Consider the following 13,511-nt stretch of genomic DNA (forward strand, 5'->3'; position numbering starts at 1 on the left):
TTCCATCACTCGTGCGCGATCGCCGCCAGCACATTCATGCGCGATGCACGCAACGCGGGCAGCAGGGCCGCCACGATGCCCACGACCGCCGAGCCGATCACGACCGCGACGATCGTGCCCCAGGGGATCGCGAGCGCCGTCATGCCCTGCAGCGCCAGCACCTGCTGGGTGCACACGCCCCACAGCAGTCCCAGCGCCAGCCCCAGAACCGCGCCGAACACCGCGATCACCACCGACTCCAGCCGGATCATCCGGCGCAGTTGCCGCCGGGTGAGCCCGATGGCCCGCAGCAGTCCGATCTCCCGGGTCCGCTCCACCACCGACAGCGCGAGCGTGTTCACCACGCCGAGCACCGCGATGACGATCGCGAGCCCGAGCAGTGCGTACACGAGGTAGAGCAGCACCGCGATCTGGTCGTGGACCAGCTTCTTGTAGTCGGCCTGGTCGCGCACCTGCACCTGTGGATACGCGGCGAGTGTCTTCTCCAGCCCGGAGCGCAGCCGGTCGGCGCTCGTGCCGGGGGCCGCGTTCACGTACAGCGCGGCGTCCTGCGTGCCGGGCACGTACTTCTCGACGGTGCCGATGCCGAAGTACAGCCCGCCCTGCATGCCGAACCCCTCGGCGGCGTCCTGCTCGGTCAGGGCGCCCACCGTCAGCTCGGTGTGCCGCCGGTCCTGGAACTCGACGGGGAGCACGCTGCCCAGCCGTACGTGGTGCTTCCTGGCGAAGCCGACGTCCATGGCGATGTGCCCGTCGGCCAGCGCGGCCGCGGTGTCGCCGGCCGCGTACTTGATGTGGGCGACGGCATCCACCTGCCGGTCGTACCCGGCGGCGGTCGTCTCGACGCGCTTGCCGTCCGGCAGCCGTACCGCGACCGCCGCGAACCGCTGCCGTACGACGAGGCCCGCGCCCTGCGTGCCGCGCACCTTGTCCGTGACCTCCTGCGAGAAGGGCAGGAAGCGGCGGTTCTGCACGATGAAGTCGGCGCCGAGCGTCTTCTCGATCTGGTGGTCGAAGGACCGGGTCATGGATGCGCTGGCCACCGACATCCCGCCGACCAGGGCCAGGCCCACCATGAGCGCGGCCGCGGTGGCGCCCGTGCGGCGCGGGTTGCGCAGGGCGTTGCGCTGGCTCATACGGCCGATCGAGCCGAAGAGCGCAGGGAAAGCCCCGCCCAGCACCCGGATCAGCGGGCGCACCAGGAGAGGCCCCGCCACCACGGTCGCGACGAGGGTGAGGACGATGCCGAGCCCGAGCAGGGACGCGGCGGAAGCGGTCCTGGTCGCGAGGGCGCAGCCCGCGAGCGCGGCCACCCCGGCCGCCCCGACGACCGAGCCCACCACCGCGCGCGCCCGGAGCGGCCGCCCCACACCGGCGACCTCGGCGTCCGCAAGCGCCGCCATCGGGGACACGGTCGCGGCACGGCGCGCCGGGAGATAGGCCGCCACGAACGTGACGCCGACGCCGACGGCGTACGCGGCGACGGGAGTCGCCCACCCGATGACCATCTCGGTGGTCTTCAGGTTCATGCCGAACGCGCCCATGAGCCTGATCAGCCCGGCCGCGAGCCCGATCCCGGCCGCCAGACCCAGCGTTGAGCCGACGAGGCCGAGCAGCACCGCCTCGGTCAGTACGGACCGCCGCACCTGGCGCCGGTCGGCGCCCAGGGCGCGCAGCAGGCCCAGCTCGCGGGTGCGCTGGGCGATCAGCATCGAGAAGGTGTTGACGATCAGGAAGATGCCGACGAGGACCGCGATCCCGGCGAAGCCGAGCATCACGTACTTGATGACGTCGAGGAACCCGCCGAGGTTGGCTGCGGCCGACTTGGCCTGCTCGCCGGCGGTCTTCAGGTCGTAGGTGCCGGTGCCGATCGCCGCGCCGACACGGCGTTTGAGCTCGGCGTCGGTGACCCCCTTGGCCGCGTCGACCGAGATGCTCGTGGCCCGGGCCGTGGAGCCGAGCAGCTTCGCCTGCGCGGTCGGCGTGTCGAGGAAGAGCAGGGCCGCACCCGGGTTGGTGGTGGTGAACGTGGCGATGCCGACGACCCGCACCCGGAACGCGCCCGGCTGCGCCTGCACCGTCAGCACGTCGCCGATCTCCACGTGCTGGTGCCGGGCCGTGTCGGCGTCCAGGAGGGCCTCACCGTCGCCGTGCGGGGCGTGACCGGAGGTCAGCCGCACCGGGCTGCGGTCGGTGACCTCCCAGTCGCGGGCAATGGTGGGGGCGCCCGTGGTCGGGCCCACGGATTCGTTCCTGCTGTCGACGACCACGACGTTCTGGACGGCCGCGTCCACGTGGGTCGCCGCGACCCCGTCGACCTGCGCCACGCGCTGGGCGAGCGAGGCCGGGACGGTCTGCACCGCGCCGGTTGGCACGGAGGACTTCAGGTCCTGCTTCGGTTCCACCGTCACGTCGGCGGCGGTCGAGGCGAAGAGACGGTCGAAGGTGCGGCTGACGGTGTCGGAGAAGATCAGGCTGCCCGCGACGAAGGCCACGGACAGGATGACGGCCAGGGCCGAGAGCAGCAGCCGCCCCTTGTGGGCGAGGAAGCTTCTGAGTGTCGCCTTGAGCACGGGGTCAGGCCCCCTCGAGGGAGGCGCCGCCCCCCTCAAAGGCGGAGACGCTGTCCCCGTCGAAGGCGGAGACGCTGTCCCCGTCGAACTGGCTGCGGATCACGTCGAACCGCTTCATGCGCTCCAGCACCGCCTCCGCCGTCGGCCGCTCCAGCTCGTCCACGATCCGCCCGTCCGCCAGGAAGAGCACCAGGTCGGAGTGCGCGGCGGCGCCCGGGTCGTGGGTCACCATGACGACCGTCTGCCCGAGCGCGTCGACGGCGTCGCGCAGGAAGCCGAGCACCTCGAGGCCGGCGCGCGAGTCGAGGTTGCCGGTCGGCTCGTCGGCGAAGATCAGCTTGGGGCGGGAGGCGAGCGCCCGCGCGCAGGCGACGCGCTGCTGCTGGCCTCCGGAGAGCTGGGAGGGCCGGTGTTTGAGCCGGTCCCTGAGGCCCAGCGTGTCGATGACCTGGTCCAGCCACTTCTCGTCGGGCTTCTTGCCCGCGATGTCCATCGGCAGGGTGATGTTCTCGAGTGCGTTGAGCGTCGGGATGAGGTTGAACGACTGGAACATGAAGCCGATCCGGTCGCGGCGCAGCCGGGTCAGCTCGCGCTCCTTCAGGCCCGTGATCTCGGTGTCGCCGAGCCACACCTGTCCGGCCGAGACGGTGTCGAGTCCCGCCAGGCAGTGCATCAGGGTGGACTTGCCGGAGCCGGAGGGACCCATGACCGCGGTGAAACGGCCGCGCTCGATGTCCACGTCCACCGAGTCCAGCGCGAGCACCGTGGTCTCGCCCGAGCCGTACGCCTTGGTCAGGCCGCGGGCGCGGGCCGCGATCCCGTCGGCCGACGCCCGGTCCGGCGCTGCTGCAGGTGTGGACAAGACGGCCTCCTAGGTGGTGCTTGGTCCCTGAACGTCCGACTCCTTTTGTCCCCGGCCGAGCCTAGTGTGACCGGGCGCACACCCGGTATCCCCCGTTGGGTCGAGGTGGTCTCCACCCCAGGTCGAGGCCCGTACACCGGTGTAAGGGGCATCCTCCACCCGTGGGTCGGCCTCTTGCCGGTGCTAGCAATCCGGCGCTAGCGTCGAGGTATGGCGAAGACCCAGCTGAACGTACGGGTGGACGAGGGCACCGCCCGCGCCGCCCGTGAACGCGCCCTGGCCCGCGGGATGAGCGTCAATCGCTACATCGAGGAGCTGGTCCGACAGGACACCGGAGAAGCGGGCCATACGTTCGTGGAGGCCGCCGCCGACTTCATGAAGCAGTACGAGGCCGTCTTCGCCGAGGAGTTCGGAGCGGACCGCGAGGGCGGCACGGGGAGCCGGAGCGAAGGTCGTCGCTGATCCCTTGAGCAACCTCCGAATCGACCTCGCCTGGCTGCTCATGCTCGCCGAACGGATGACGCCGGGGGATCCCCAGGTCACCGACTGGGGCGCCCTGGTCGCCGCGGTGGCGCGGCACCAGGCCGAGATATTCGACGTGCCCGTCTACGACACCCCGCACGCGCGGGCCGCCGCGCTGCTGCAACTTCTCATCCACGTCCCCGCGCTGGAGCGCTCCAACGCCCTGTTCGCCTCCGCCGTCGCCTACGCCTACCTGGTCGCCAGCGGGCTGAAGGTCGTCACCTCGCCCGAGCAGGTGCGCGACCTGGCCCGGCTGGTCAAGAGCGGCGAGGCGTCCGTGCACGACATCGCGCGGGAGCTGCGGCAGTGGAGCCTGTGATCAGTCCCCGGTGACCGGGGCGTCGCTCCCGGGCCGCCAGGCGGTGCCCAGGACGCAGTACGAGGTGGGCAGCGTCGGACCCTTCTCCGGCATCAGCACCCGCCGGTAGGGGCCGAGCTGGAACCCTGCATCCCGTAGGGCGGCGACCGGCTCGCGGGCCAGATGGCAGCCGCCGTTCAGCGGCGGCCACACCGTGCGGTCCAGGGCGCGCTGGGCGAGGGTCATCGCGCGGCCGCCGCCCCTGCCGTGCTCGAAGAACCGCACCTCGCCGCCCGGCCGCAGCACCCGCCGCACCTCGCCCAGGGCGCGCGGCACGTCGCGCACGCTGCACAGTACGAGCGCGAGCACCACCGCGTCGAAGGCCTCGCTCTTGACCGGCAGCGCCTCCGCGGCGCCCGGCACCACGTCGACCGGGACCTCGGCGCGCAGGGCGGCCTCCACGGCCCGGTGCCGCAGCAGGCGCTCCGGCTCGATCGCGACGACCTCCGAGACCGTGCCCGGATAGTGCCCGAAGTTCAGCCCGTTGCCCGCGCCGATCTCGATCACCCGCCCGGACAGCCCGGCGAGGAGCTTCTCGCGCACCCGGGCCATGCCCATCCTGGTCTCCGCGGCGACGCTGATCCGGGCGTAGTAGCGGGCGAACAGCGGATGGTGGACGGGATCCCGCGCCACCTTGCCGGAGCCGGTGGACCGTAGCGGCATGGGGACCTCCCGGACAGGACGGGGCCTACGGTGATTGTCCCCCGTAAGGGACCGCCGCACGCCCCGCCTACGCGGACGGCGCAGGCGTCTCCCGCACCGTGAAGGCCTCCGCGTCCCACCTGCCGTTCAGGCGCGGCGCCAGCCAGTCCGGCGCCGCCGCGCGGAAATCGGCGGGGGCGAGGGTCCCGGCGCCGGCGGGCAGCGCGCCGAGCAGCGGTGCCCCGGTCACGTGCGGCAGGTCCGCGACGTTGCAGCGCGAGGCGAGATCGGGCTCCGTGGGCCAGCTGCCGATCACGATCCCGAGCAGCTCAAGCTCGCGGGAGCGCAGTTCACGCGCCGTCAGCTCCGTCGTGTTCAGCGTCCCCAGCCCTGCGGAGGCGACGACGAGGACCGGTGCCCGCAGCAGCCGGGCCGCGTCCGCGAGCGTTCCGCCCGCCGCGTCGAACCGTACGAGCAGTCCCCCCGCCCCCTCAACCAGCACCAGGTCGTGTTCGGTGGCCAGTTTGGCGGCCGCCTCGGCCACCTCGTGCGGATGCACCGGCGCCTGCCCGGCCCGCCGCGCTGCGGTGGCGGGCGCCAACGGCTCGGGGTACCGGGCCAGTTCGCGCGCGGTGACCGGGCCGGCGAGCCGCGCTACCTCGTCGGCGTCGCCGCGCTCGTCCGGTCGTACGCCCGTCTGTGCTGCCTTCAGCACGGCCACCGACCGGCCCGCCGCGACCGCCGCCGCGGCGACGGCGGCCGTCGTGACGGTCTTGCCGACCTCCGTGCCCGTGCCCGTGATCACCAGTACCGGCATCTCATCCCTCCTGCGCCGCCGCGCACACCGCGCGGGCGATCCGCGCCACGTCCGCGTCACCGGTGACGTACGGCGGCATCGTGTACACCAGGTCCCGGAACGGCCGCAGCCACACACCCTCGCGTACGGCGGCCCGTGTCGCCGCCGCCATGTCCACCGCGTGGTCGAGCTGGACGACCCCGATGGCACCGAGGACCCGCACGTCCTTGACCCCTTCGAGTCCCGCCGCGGGAGCCAGCCCGTCCCGCAGTCCCGCCTCGATCCGCTTGACCTCCCCGAGCCAGTCCTGGCCCAGCAGCAGCTCGATCGAGGCGCACGCCACCGCCGCCGCCAGCGGATTACCCATGAAGGTCGGGCCGTGCGCGAGCACCGGCACCTCGCCGCGCGAGATCCCGTCCGCCACCCGCGCGGTGCACAGCGTCGCCGCCATCGTCAGGTAGCCGCCGGTCAGCGCCTTGCCCACGCACATGACGTCCGGTGCGACCGCCGCGTGCTCCGCCGCGAACAGCGCGCCCGTGCGGCCGAACCCGGTCGCGATCTCGTCGAACACCAGCAGGACGTCGTGCGCGTCGCAGGCCTCGCGCAGCACCCGCAGATACGCGGGGGAGTGGAACCGCATCCCGCCCGCGCCCTGCACCACCGGCTCGACGACGACCGCTGCCAGTTCGTCGGCGTGCCGTTCGATCAGGTCGCGCAGATGGTGGGCGTACGACTCCTCGTACTCCGCCGGCGGCGCGTCCGCGAAGACCTGACGGGGCAGCACCCCGGTCCACAGTTCGTGCATCCCGCCCTCGGGGTCGCACACGGACATCGGCTGCCAGGTGTCGCCGTGGTAGCCGCCGCGCCAGGTCAGCAGTCGCTGTTTGCCCGGGCGGCCGAGCGAGCGCCAGTACTGCAGGCACATCTTGACCGCGACCTCGACCGACACCGAGCCGGAGTCGGCGAGGAACACGTGCTCCAGCCCGTCGGGCGACATGTCGACAAGCAGCTTCGCGAGCCGTACGGCGGGCTCGTGCGTGAGCCCGCCGAACATCACGTGGCTCATCCGCGCCAGTTGCTCGCGCGCCGCCTCGTTGAGCACCGGGTGGTTGTAGCCGTGGATCGCCGACCACCACGACGACATGCCGTCGACCAGCTCGCCCGAGCCGTCCGCGAGCTTCAGCCGGACCCCGCTCGCCGCCTGAACGACGAGCGGTTCCTGCCGACCGGGCATGGGACCGTACGGGTGCCACACGTGCCGCCGGTCGAGGTCCAGCAGCTCGGGCACGCTCAGGCCGGGCAGGTCAGGCATTGGGCGCGAGATCCGTTCCGGCGCCCCGACGGCGGACGGCGACCAGGTCCGTGCGCGGTTCGCCGGCGGCCGGCGCCGGCGCCGGTCCGCAGACCCCGCCCTCGTGGGACCCGCACCCGGCGCTCTCGTGCGATCTGCAGCCCGCGCTCTCGTGCGCCCCGCAACCGCCGCCGCCCGCCGCCCGGTGCTCCGGCAGCGTCACCTGGTCGGCGCCCTCCACCTCGAACCCGGCGTCCGCGATCATCTCCAGGTCGGCTTTGCCCGCCTGGCCCTCGCTGGTGAGGTAGTCGCCGAGGAAGATCGAGTTGGCCAGGTGCAGGGCGAGCGGTTGCATCGTCCGCAGGTGGACCTCGCGGCCGCCCGCGATGCGGACCTCGACGTCGGGGCAGACGAACCGGACCATCGCCAGGATGCGCAGGCAGCGCTGCGGGGTCAGGTTCCACTCTTTGGCGAGCGGGGTGCCCTCGAACGGGATCAGGAAGTTCACCGGAACGGAGTCCGGGTCCAGCTCGCGCAGCGAGAAGACCACGTCGACCAGGTCCTCGTCGGTCTCGCCCATGCCGGCGATCAGGCCGGAGCAGGCGGACAGGCCGGCCGCGTGCGCCTTGTGCACCGTGTCGACGCGGTCGGCGTAGGTGTGGGTGGTCGTGATGTCGCCGTACGTCGCCTCGGAGGTGTTGAGGTTGTGGTTGTAGGCGTCGGCGCCGGCCTCCCGCAGCCGCTCGGCCTGGCCGTCGGAGAGCAGACCGAGGCAGGCGCACACCTCGACGCCCTCGTTCTGCTCCTTGATCGCCTTGATGGTCTCCGAGACCCGGTCCACGTCACGGTCCGTCGGACCGCGGCCGCTCGCCACCAGGCAGACCCGCTTGGCACCTCCGGCCAGCCCGGCGGCAGCGGCCTGGGAGGCCTCGTCCGGCTTGAGCCAGGTGTACTTCAGGATGTCGGCCTTGGAGCCGAGCCGCTGGGAGCAGTAGGAGCAGTCCTCGGGGCACAGGCCCGACTTCAGGTTGACGAGATAGTTGAGTTTCACCCGTCGGCCGAACCAGTGCCGGCGCACCTTTCCGGCCGCGGCCACCACATCGAGCAGGTCGTCGTCGGAGGTGGCCAGCACGGCCAGAGCTTCCTCGCGGGTCGGCAGCTCGCGCCGAAGCCCCTTGTCCACCAGCGTGTTCAGCAGGTCCATGAGGTCCGATCCTGTCCTACGGGGCCGCCCGGGGCCAAGGAGAGTTTGCACAACAGAGACGGTTCGACGTGTGGGTATTGCCACATCATGGGCCGTCGGCCGTCCGGCTATGGTCTGTGCACTGCCTACAAAAGCCCCGGAGGACCCATGGCGTTCGGCTGGATCGACGAGCAGGCGGAAGTGCGTCGCCGCGCCGGACTCGTACGGACCCTGCGCCCCCGCCCGGCCGACTCGCCGCTCCTCGACCTCGCGAGCAACGACTACCTGGGGCTGGCCCGCCACCCCGAGGTCACCGAAGGGGCTGCGACCGCCGCCCGTACCTGGGGCGGCGGTGCCACCGGCTCCCGGCTGGTCACCGGCACCACCGACCTGCACACCGAACTGGAACGCGAGCTGGCCGACTTCTGCGGCTTCGAGGCGGCGCTGGTCTTCTCCTCCGGGTACGCCGCCAACCTGGCCGCGGTCACCGCGCTCGCGCCGCACGGCTCCCTCATCGTCTCCGACGCGGGCAACCACGCCTCGCTGATCGACGGCTGCCGACTGGCCCGCGGCACGACGCAGGTCGTCGCGCACGCCGACCCGGACGCCGTGGGCAAGGCGCTGGGCACGCACGAGGGGCGGGCGGTCGTCGTGTCCGACACGGTCTTCTCGGTCGACGGGGACGCGGCGCCGCTGGCGGAGTTCGCGGCGGTCTGCCGGGAGCACGGGGCAGGGCTGGTCGTCGACGACGCCCACGGTCTGGGCGTCCTGGGGGCCGGCGGGCGCGGCGCCCCGTACGCGGCAGGGCTCGCGGGCGGCGACGACGTGGTCGTCACGGCCACACTGTCGAAGTCGCTCGGCAGCCAGGGCGGAGCCGTGCTCGGGCCCGCGCGGGTGATCGACCATCTGGTCAACGCAGCACGAACGTTCATTTTCGACACCGGCCTCGCCCCTGCGGCGGCGGGCGGTGCCCTGGCGGCTCTGCGGCTGCTGCGCCGCGAGCCGGAGCGGGCGGAGCGGGCGCGCACGGTGGCCGGCGAACTGTACGCACGCCTGACCGCCGCGGGCCTGGAAGCGGTACGGCCGGACGCCGCGGTGGTCTCCGTGCGCGCGCCGTCCCCGGAGGGGGCCGTGCGATGGGCGGCCGACTGCCGTGCAGCGGGGCTGGCCGTGGGCTGTTTCCGTCCTCCTTCCGTGCCCGACGGCATCTCACGGCTCAGGCTGACCGCCCGCGCGGACCTCTCCGTGGCGCAGATCGAACGCGCTGTACGTGTGATCGGCGAAACGCGACCATGAGTCGGCGTGACACGGCCGTGTGTCGCTCGATGCGGATGTGATCAGTCGGGTCGGGGTGTGGGAGGGGGCGTCACCGGACTGCGGCGAGGAACCCCGCCCAGCTCTCGGGGGAGAAGAGCAGCGCGGGTCCGGCCGGGGCCTTGGAGTCGCGCACGGCGAGCAGCCCGGCCCAGGGACCGGAGTGCGGCGAGGCCGTCTCGACGCAGTTGTTCGCTCCCGTGCTGTAGCTGCTGCGCAGCCACCGCACACCGTGCAGATCGATACTGGAAGGTACGTTCCGAGGCAGAACGGACATGGTGCCTCCTTACGCGCCGTCACTTATCCGGGCGATGAAATCCAACGAGTCCTCGGGTGAAAGGGCGTGGATCTGAAGGGTGTTGAAGGCCTCCGTGTAGGCCTCTAGGTCTTCTTTCCGTTCGAGGTAGAGGCTACTCGTCAAGTGGTCAAGAACAACCACATCCAGATCAGAAGTGCTCGGAAAGGAGAAGATAACGAAAGGTCCGGTGAGGCCGATGTGCGCCCCCGCGGCGAACGGCAGGACCTGGAGCCGCACTTGGGGCAGGCGCGCCGCCTCCACCAGCCGCGCCAGCTGCCGCGCCATGACCTCCGGCCCGCCGACCTCCCGGCGCAGCACCGCCTCGTCCAGCACCGCGCTGAGCTCCAGCGGAGGAAGCGCACGCAGCACGTCCTGCCGGGCCAGCCGGACCTCCACCAGTGCGTCCAGCCGGTCGTCGTCGGGTCCCTCCACGGCCGCCCGGGTGACCGCACGGGCGTACTCGGGTGTCTGCAGCAGTCCGGGGACGACCGAGGTCTCCAGCGTGCGCATCCCGCTCGCCTGGGACTCCAGGCTGATGAAGTCCCGGTAGGTCGGCGGCAGTACGCCGCGGTAGGCGTGCCACCAGTGGTGCCGGCCGTCGCCGTCGTCGGAGCCCGCCAACACCAGGAGCAGCTCGCGCAGTGGGGAATCCTCGACAGCGTAGGCGTCCAGGAGTAACCGCACATCGGCCGGTTTCACCCCGCTGGCGCCGGTTTCGATACGGCTGACCTTCGACTGGTGCCAGCCCACCAGCCGGGCCGCCTCACCGCTGGTGAGACCCGCACCGGTGCGCAGCGCGCGCAGTTCGGCGCCCAGTTTCCGGCGGCGCACCGCGGGACCGTGCTGCATGGGCTACTCCTTACTCCTTCCGAGCCGCCCAAATACGGTCTGCCGTCGCAGAGTTCACCGCTTCGAGCGACAGATATATGCACATCTTGGTGGATCGCCACCGTGGGCGACGCGCTAATGGCAGTCTGACGACGAAGGCACCAGTCCGGGACCGTACTCGAACCATCCGCTCCGTGTCGGACTTGCGGTCCCGTGGGAAAGGGACGACGTCGCGATGGCAGACCATCTGGAAGCATCCGTCACTCTGCCGAGCGATCCCGCTTCGGTTTCCGCGGCGCGCACCTACGTGGTGGGCACCCTGGCGGAGTGGGGCCTGCCGACGTCGGACACCGACACCGCGGACACCATCCGGCTCATCGTCTCCGAACTCGCCACCAATGCCGTACAGCACACCTTCGGCCAGTCACCCACCTTCACGGTGGACCTCGCGCTCGACCGTGACGAACATCTGCGCATCGGTGTCACCGACAGCCACCCGCGGTTCCCGAAACGACTGCCGGCCGCTGTCCAGCAGGACAACGGCCGGGGCATGGTGATCATCCGGTGGCTCACTGCGGAGTGCGGCGGCAGGCTGACGGTGCGGCCCACGCGCGAGGGCGGCAAGACCGTCTGCATCGAACTTCCGTGGACGGCCCCGGCCCGCCCGGTGACGGCCACGGGCCAGCAGGAACCGTAGGGTGTTGCGGCAGCCCGGGGCCGGTGACGGTGCCGTCAGGGCGCCGTCACCGCCCCAGGCGGGTCACCTGACCCGGCCGTACCAGACGCTCTTCGTCCAGATCTTCTGCAGCTTCACCACGTCTCCGGTCTTCGGGGCGTGCCAGATCCTGCCCTTCCCGGCATAGATGCCGACGTGGTACACGTACGAGCCCGAGTGGAAGAACACCAGGTCCCCGGCCTGACGGTGCCTCGCTGAGATGTGGCGGGTCCTGTTGTACTGCTGGGCCGCCGTACGGGGCAGCTTCTTGCCCGCCTTCTTGAACGAGTAGAGCGTGAGTCCGGAGCAGTCGAACCTCCGAGGGCCCGTCGCCCCCCACCTGTAGGGGGCGCCCTCCTTGGACGCCGCGATCTTGAGCGCCTTCGTCGCCAGTGTGGCGGCCGCGGCGTCGGAGGCGACGCCCGGGACCACGATCGAGCCGCCCACGGCGGCGATGGTCAGGGCCGAGGCCGTGCCGGCCCGGGCCATCAGTGACGGGACACGATTGAGCGCAGTCATGCGCACCCCTTCGTCAGCCGCCTGTGAAGGATGACCTGTCGGATTCGGGCTGGCGAAGTTGCCCGGCCGCGTTGCCGCGGCTTCACCCCAAGGGCTGCTCGACCCGGCCATGGCGTGACCGTTCCGGCGACCCGTTGTGCTTGGGTCCTCCACTCCTGCCGATCCACTCCTGTCGACCGGTCATCCGGGCGGCGGCAGGACTCGGCGTCCGCCCGGACCGCCCCGCCGCTGCGGCGGGGGCTTGTCGTCGGACACGGATCTTGACCTACGGATGTCGGAAAATCCCAAAGGAATCGGGGATTTGTGTTGTTACTCACCACCCACCCGTTCGGGTGGACACCCTCGCGCTCGAACGGTTGTGCCGTCCCGCAATGCCCCCCCGACCAGCACCGGAACGCTTCATTCCGCCATCCGGCCAGGCGCGTTGAGCAACTCGAACGGCCCCGAAACAAGCAGGCACGCCTACGCTGAAAGGCCGTAGCTCATTTGGTCCGTTTCGACTCGGCTCCGGACGCCCCGGACGGCACCTCCGGGTGGGGAGCGTCAACTCCCGCAGTCGGGCGGCACGGTGACGCGGGCCGTGCGCCGCTCGCCGTCCAGGATCCGCAACGCCCGTGCCAGGGTGGCGGCGTGCAGTTCCGTCTCGCCCCGCTGGTGCATCAGCGCCAGCGCGTCGCGCAGTTCGGCCGCTTTGCGGACGAGTGCCTGAGCGGCCCTCAGGCCCCGGTAGGTGTCGCCGTGATGGGCCGGGTTGATCCGTCCCAGCAGGTCGACGACGTCGAGGTAACGGTCGATCAGTTCGGCCTCGGCGCGGGTCAGGGCCGGCAGCGGCGGCGGTTCGGGTGGCAGCATCGGCGGCTCACCTCGCGCCCGGTACGGTGCGCGAGGCCTTGCGGTCGGCGACGAGCCGGTCCACCAGCCCGTACTCCAACGCGCCCTGCGCGTCCAGGATCGTCTCGCGCTCGACGTCCGCACTCACCTGCTCCGGGGCCCGTCCGGTGTGGCGTACGAGCATCTCCTCGAGGCGGGTGCGGGTGCGCGCCTGCTCGTCCGCCTGGATGGCCAGGTCGGACGCCTGGCCCTCCACCGGCTCGGGCAGCGACGGCTGGTCGAGGGTCACGCGGGCGCCCGGCAGCGCGTACCGCTTGCCCGGTGTGCCCGCGGCCAGCAGCACCGCGGCGGACGAGGCGGCCTGCCCCAGGCAGACCGTCTCCACGTCGCAGCCGACGAACCGCATCGTGTCGTAGATCGCCGTCATCGCACTGAACGAGCCGCCGGGCGAGTTGATGTACAGCGAGATGTCGCGGTCCGGGGCCTGGTACTCCAGATGCACGAACTGCGCCATCACGTCGTTCGCCGAGGTGTCGTCGATCCGTGTGCCGAGGAAGACGATCCGCTCCTCCAGCAGCTTCGCGTACGGATCGAGGGTCCGGTGACCGGCGCTCGTGCGCTCGGTGAACTCGGGCAGGACATGGCGGGCGGACGGTCGGGTCATGGCACACCCCTCCACGCGGCAGGGCCGTCTCCGGCAGAGCTGTCCGTAAAAAATGTACAGGACGTACGTAACAGGGAGGGGGGTGTTGGTCGGCGCGCCGAGCTCGGGTCGTGCT

15 protein-coding genes and 1 riboswitch are annotated in these 13,511 nt (G+C 71.6%); of the genes, 4 read left to right on the forward strand and 11 right to left on the reverse strand.

The features are described from left to right. Positions 1-5 precede the first annotated feature (5 nt). Both ABZV31_RS22080 and ABZV31_RS22085 read right to left on the reverse strand, forming a co-directional pair. Complete coding sequence (locus tag ABZV31_RS22080; RefSeq protein WP_355896393.1) at positions 6-2,573, reverse strand: ABC transporter permease; 2,568 nt, start codon at positions 2,571-2,573, stop codon at positions 6-8. A gap of 4 nt (positions 2,574-2,577) precedes the next feature. Then, positions 2,578-3,435 carry an ABC transporter ATP-binding protein gene (locus ABZV31_RS22085; RefSeq protein WP_355896396.1) on the reverse strand — a complete coding sequence of 286 codons (858 nt, stop codon included), beginning with the start codon at positions 3,433-3,435 and terminating at the stop codon, positions 2,578-2,580. Between the two features lie 210 nt (positions 3,436-3,645). On the opposite strand from ABZV31_RS22085, the gene ABZV31_RS22090 reads away from it, so the two are divergent. Beyond that, positions 3,646-3,897: an antitoxin gene (locus ABZV31_RS22090; RefSeq protein ID WP_355896399.1), complete on the forward strand. Its 252-nt coding sequence runs from the start codon at positions 3,646-3,648 to the stop codon at positions 3,895-3,897. A gap of 4 nt (positions 3,898-3,901) precedes the next feature. Next, positions 3,902-4,276 carry a fic family toxin-antitoxin system, toxin component gene (locus tag ABZV31_RS22095; RefSeq protein ID WP_355896402.1) on the forward strand — a complete coding sequence of 125 codons (375 nt, stop codon included), beginning with the start codon at positions 3,902-3,904 and terminating at the stop codon, positions 4,274-4,276. Here ABZV31_RS22095 and ABZV31_RS22100 read toward each other — a convergent pair whose 3' ends face one another. The 4 genes from ABZV31_RS22100 to bioB all read right to left on the reverse strand — a co-directional run bounded on the left by ABZV31_RS22100 (position 4,277) and on the right by bioB (position 8,248). Continuing rightward, entirely contained in the window at positions 4,277-4,978 is a 702-nt protein-coding gene (locus ABZV31_RS22100) for a class I SAM-dependent methyltransferase (protein ID WP_355896405.1), read from the reverse strand. It lies immediately after the preceding gene. A 67-nt stretch (positions 4,979-5,045) separates the two neighbouring features. Then, entirely contained in the window at positions 5,046-5,774 is a 729-nt protein-coding gene (bioD, locus tag ABZV31_RS22105) for a dethiobiotin synthase (protein WP_355896408.1), read from the reverse strand. A gap of 1 nt (position 5,775) precedes the next feature. Further along, positions 5,776-7,065, reverse strand: coding sequence for an adenosylmethionine--8-amino-7-oxononanoate transaminase (locus tag ABZV31_RS22110; RefSeq protein WP_355896411.1), 1,290 nt, complete (start codon positions 7,063-7,065; stop codon positions 5,776-5,778). Further along, positions 7,058-8,248 (reverse strand): biotin synthase BioB, encoded by a 1,191-nt coding sequence (bioB, locus tag ABZV31_RS22115; protein ID WP_355896413.1) that lies wholly within the window; start codon positions 8,246-8,248, stop codon positions 7,058-7,060. Before bioB ends, ABZV31_RS22110 begins: the two co-directional genes overlap by 8 nt. A gap of 147 nt (positions 8,249-8,395) precedes the next feature. On the opposite strand from bioB, the gene ABZV31_RS22120 reads away from it, so the two are divergent. Further along, positions 8,396-9,523 carry an 8-amino-7-oxononanoate synthase gene (locus ABZV31_RS22120; RefSeq protein WP_355896416.1) on the forward strand — a complete coding sequence of 376 codons (1,128 nt, stop codon included), beginning with the start codon at positions 8,396-8,398 and terminating at the stop codon, positions 9,521-9,523. A 70-nt stretch (positions 9,524-9,593) separates the two neighbouring features. Here the strand turns inward: ABZV31_RS22120 and ABZV31_RS22125 are convergent, their stop codons facing one another. Continuing rightward, complete coding sequence (locus ABZV31_RS22125; protein ID WP_355896418.1) at positions 9,594-9,818, reverse strand: DUF397 domain-containing protein; 225 nt, start codon at positions 9,816-9,818, stop codon at positions 9,594-9,596. Between the two features lie 9 nt (positions 9,819-9,827). Then, complete coding sequence (locus tag ABZV31_RS22130; RefSeq protein WP_355896420.1) at positions 9,828-10,688, reverse strand: helix-turn-helix transcriptional regulator; 861 nt, start codon at positions 10,686-10,688, stop codon at positions 9,828-9,830. Positions 10,689-10,902: 214 nt separating this feature from the next. Here ABZV31_RS22130 and ABZV31_RS22135 point away from each other — a divergent pair, with 214 nt between their 5' ends. Then, a complete protein-coding gene (locus ABZV31_RS22135) occupies positions 10,903-11,364 on the forward strand; it encodes an ATP-binding protein (RefSeq protein WP_355896423.1) in 462 nt (153 codons plus the stop codon). Between the two features lie 63 nt (positions 11,365-11,427). Here ABZV31_RS22135 and ABZV31_RS22140 read toward each other — a convergent pair whose 3' ends face one another. From ABZV31_RS22140 to ABZV31_RS22150, 3 genes are all read right to left on the reverse strand, one after another. Then, positions 11,428-11,901, reverse strand: a complete 474-nt coding sequence (locus tag ABZV31_RS22140) for a C40 family peptidase (RefSeq protein WP_355896426.1) — start codon at positions 11,899-11,901, stop codon at positions 11,428-11,430. A gap of 2 nt (positions 11,902-11,903) precedes the next feature. Then, positions 11,904-12,118, reverse strand: a riboswitch (cyclic di-AMP (ydaO/yuaA leader). Positions 12,119-12,444: 326 nt separating this feature from the next. Continuing rightward, positions 12,445-12,753 (reverse strand): hypothetical protein, encoded by a 309-nt coding sequence (locus ABZV31_RS22145; RefSeq protein ID WP_355896429.1) that lies wholly within the window; start codon positions 12,751-12,753, stop codon positions 12,445-12,447. Between the two features lie 7 nt (positions 12,754-12,760). Then, entirely contained in the window at positions 12,761-13,396 is a 636-nt protein-coding gene (locus ABZV31_RS22150; protein WP_355896432.1) for an ATP-dependent Clp protease proteolytic subunit, read from the reverse strand. Positions 13,397-13,511: the final 115 nt, after the last annotated feature.

Source organism: Streptomyces sp. NPDC005202 (genome assembly GCF_040608235.1).
Taxonomy (GTDB): Bacteria; Actinomycetota; Actinomycetes; order Streptomycetales; family Streptomycetaceae; genus Streptomyces.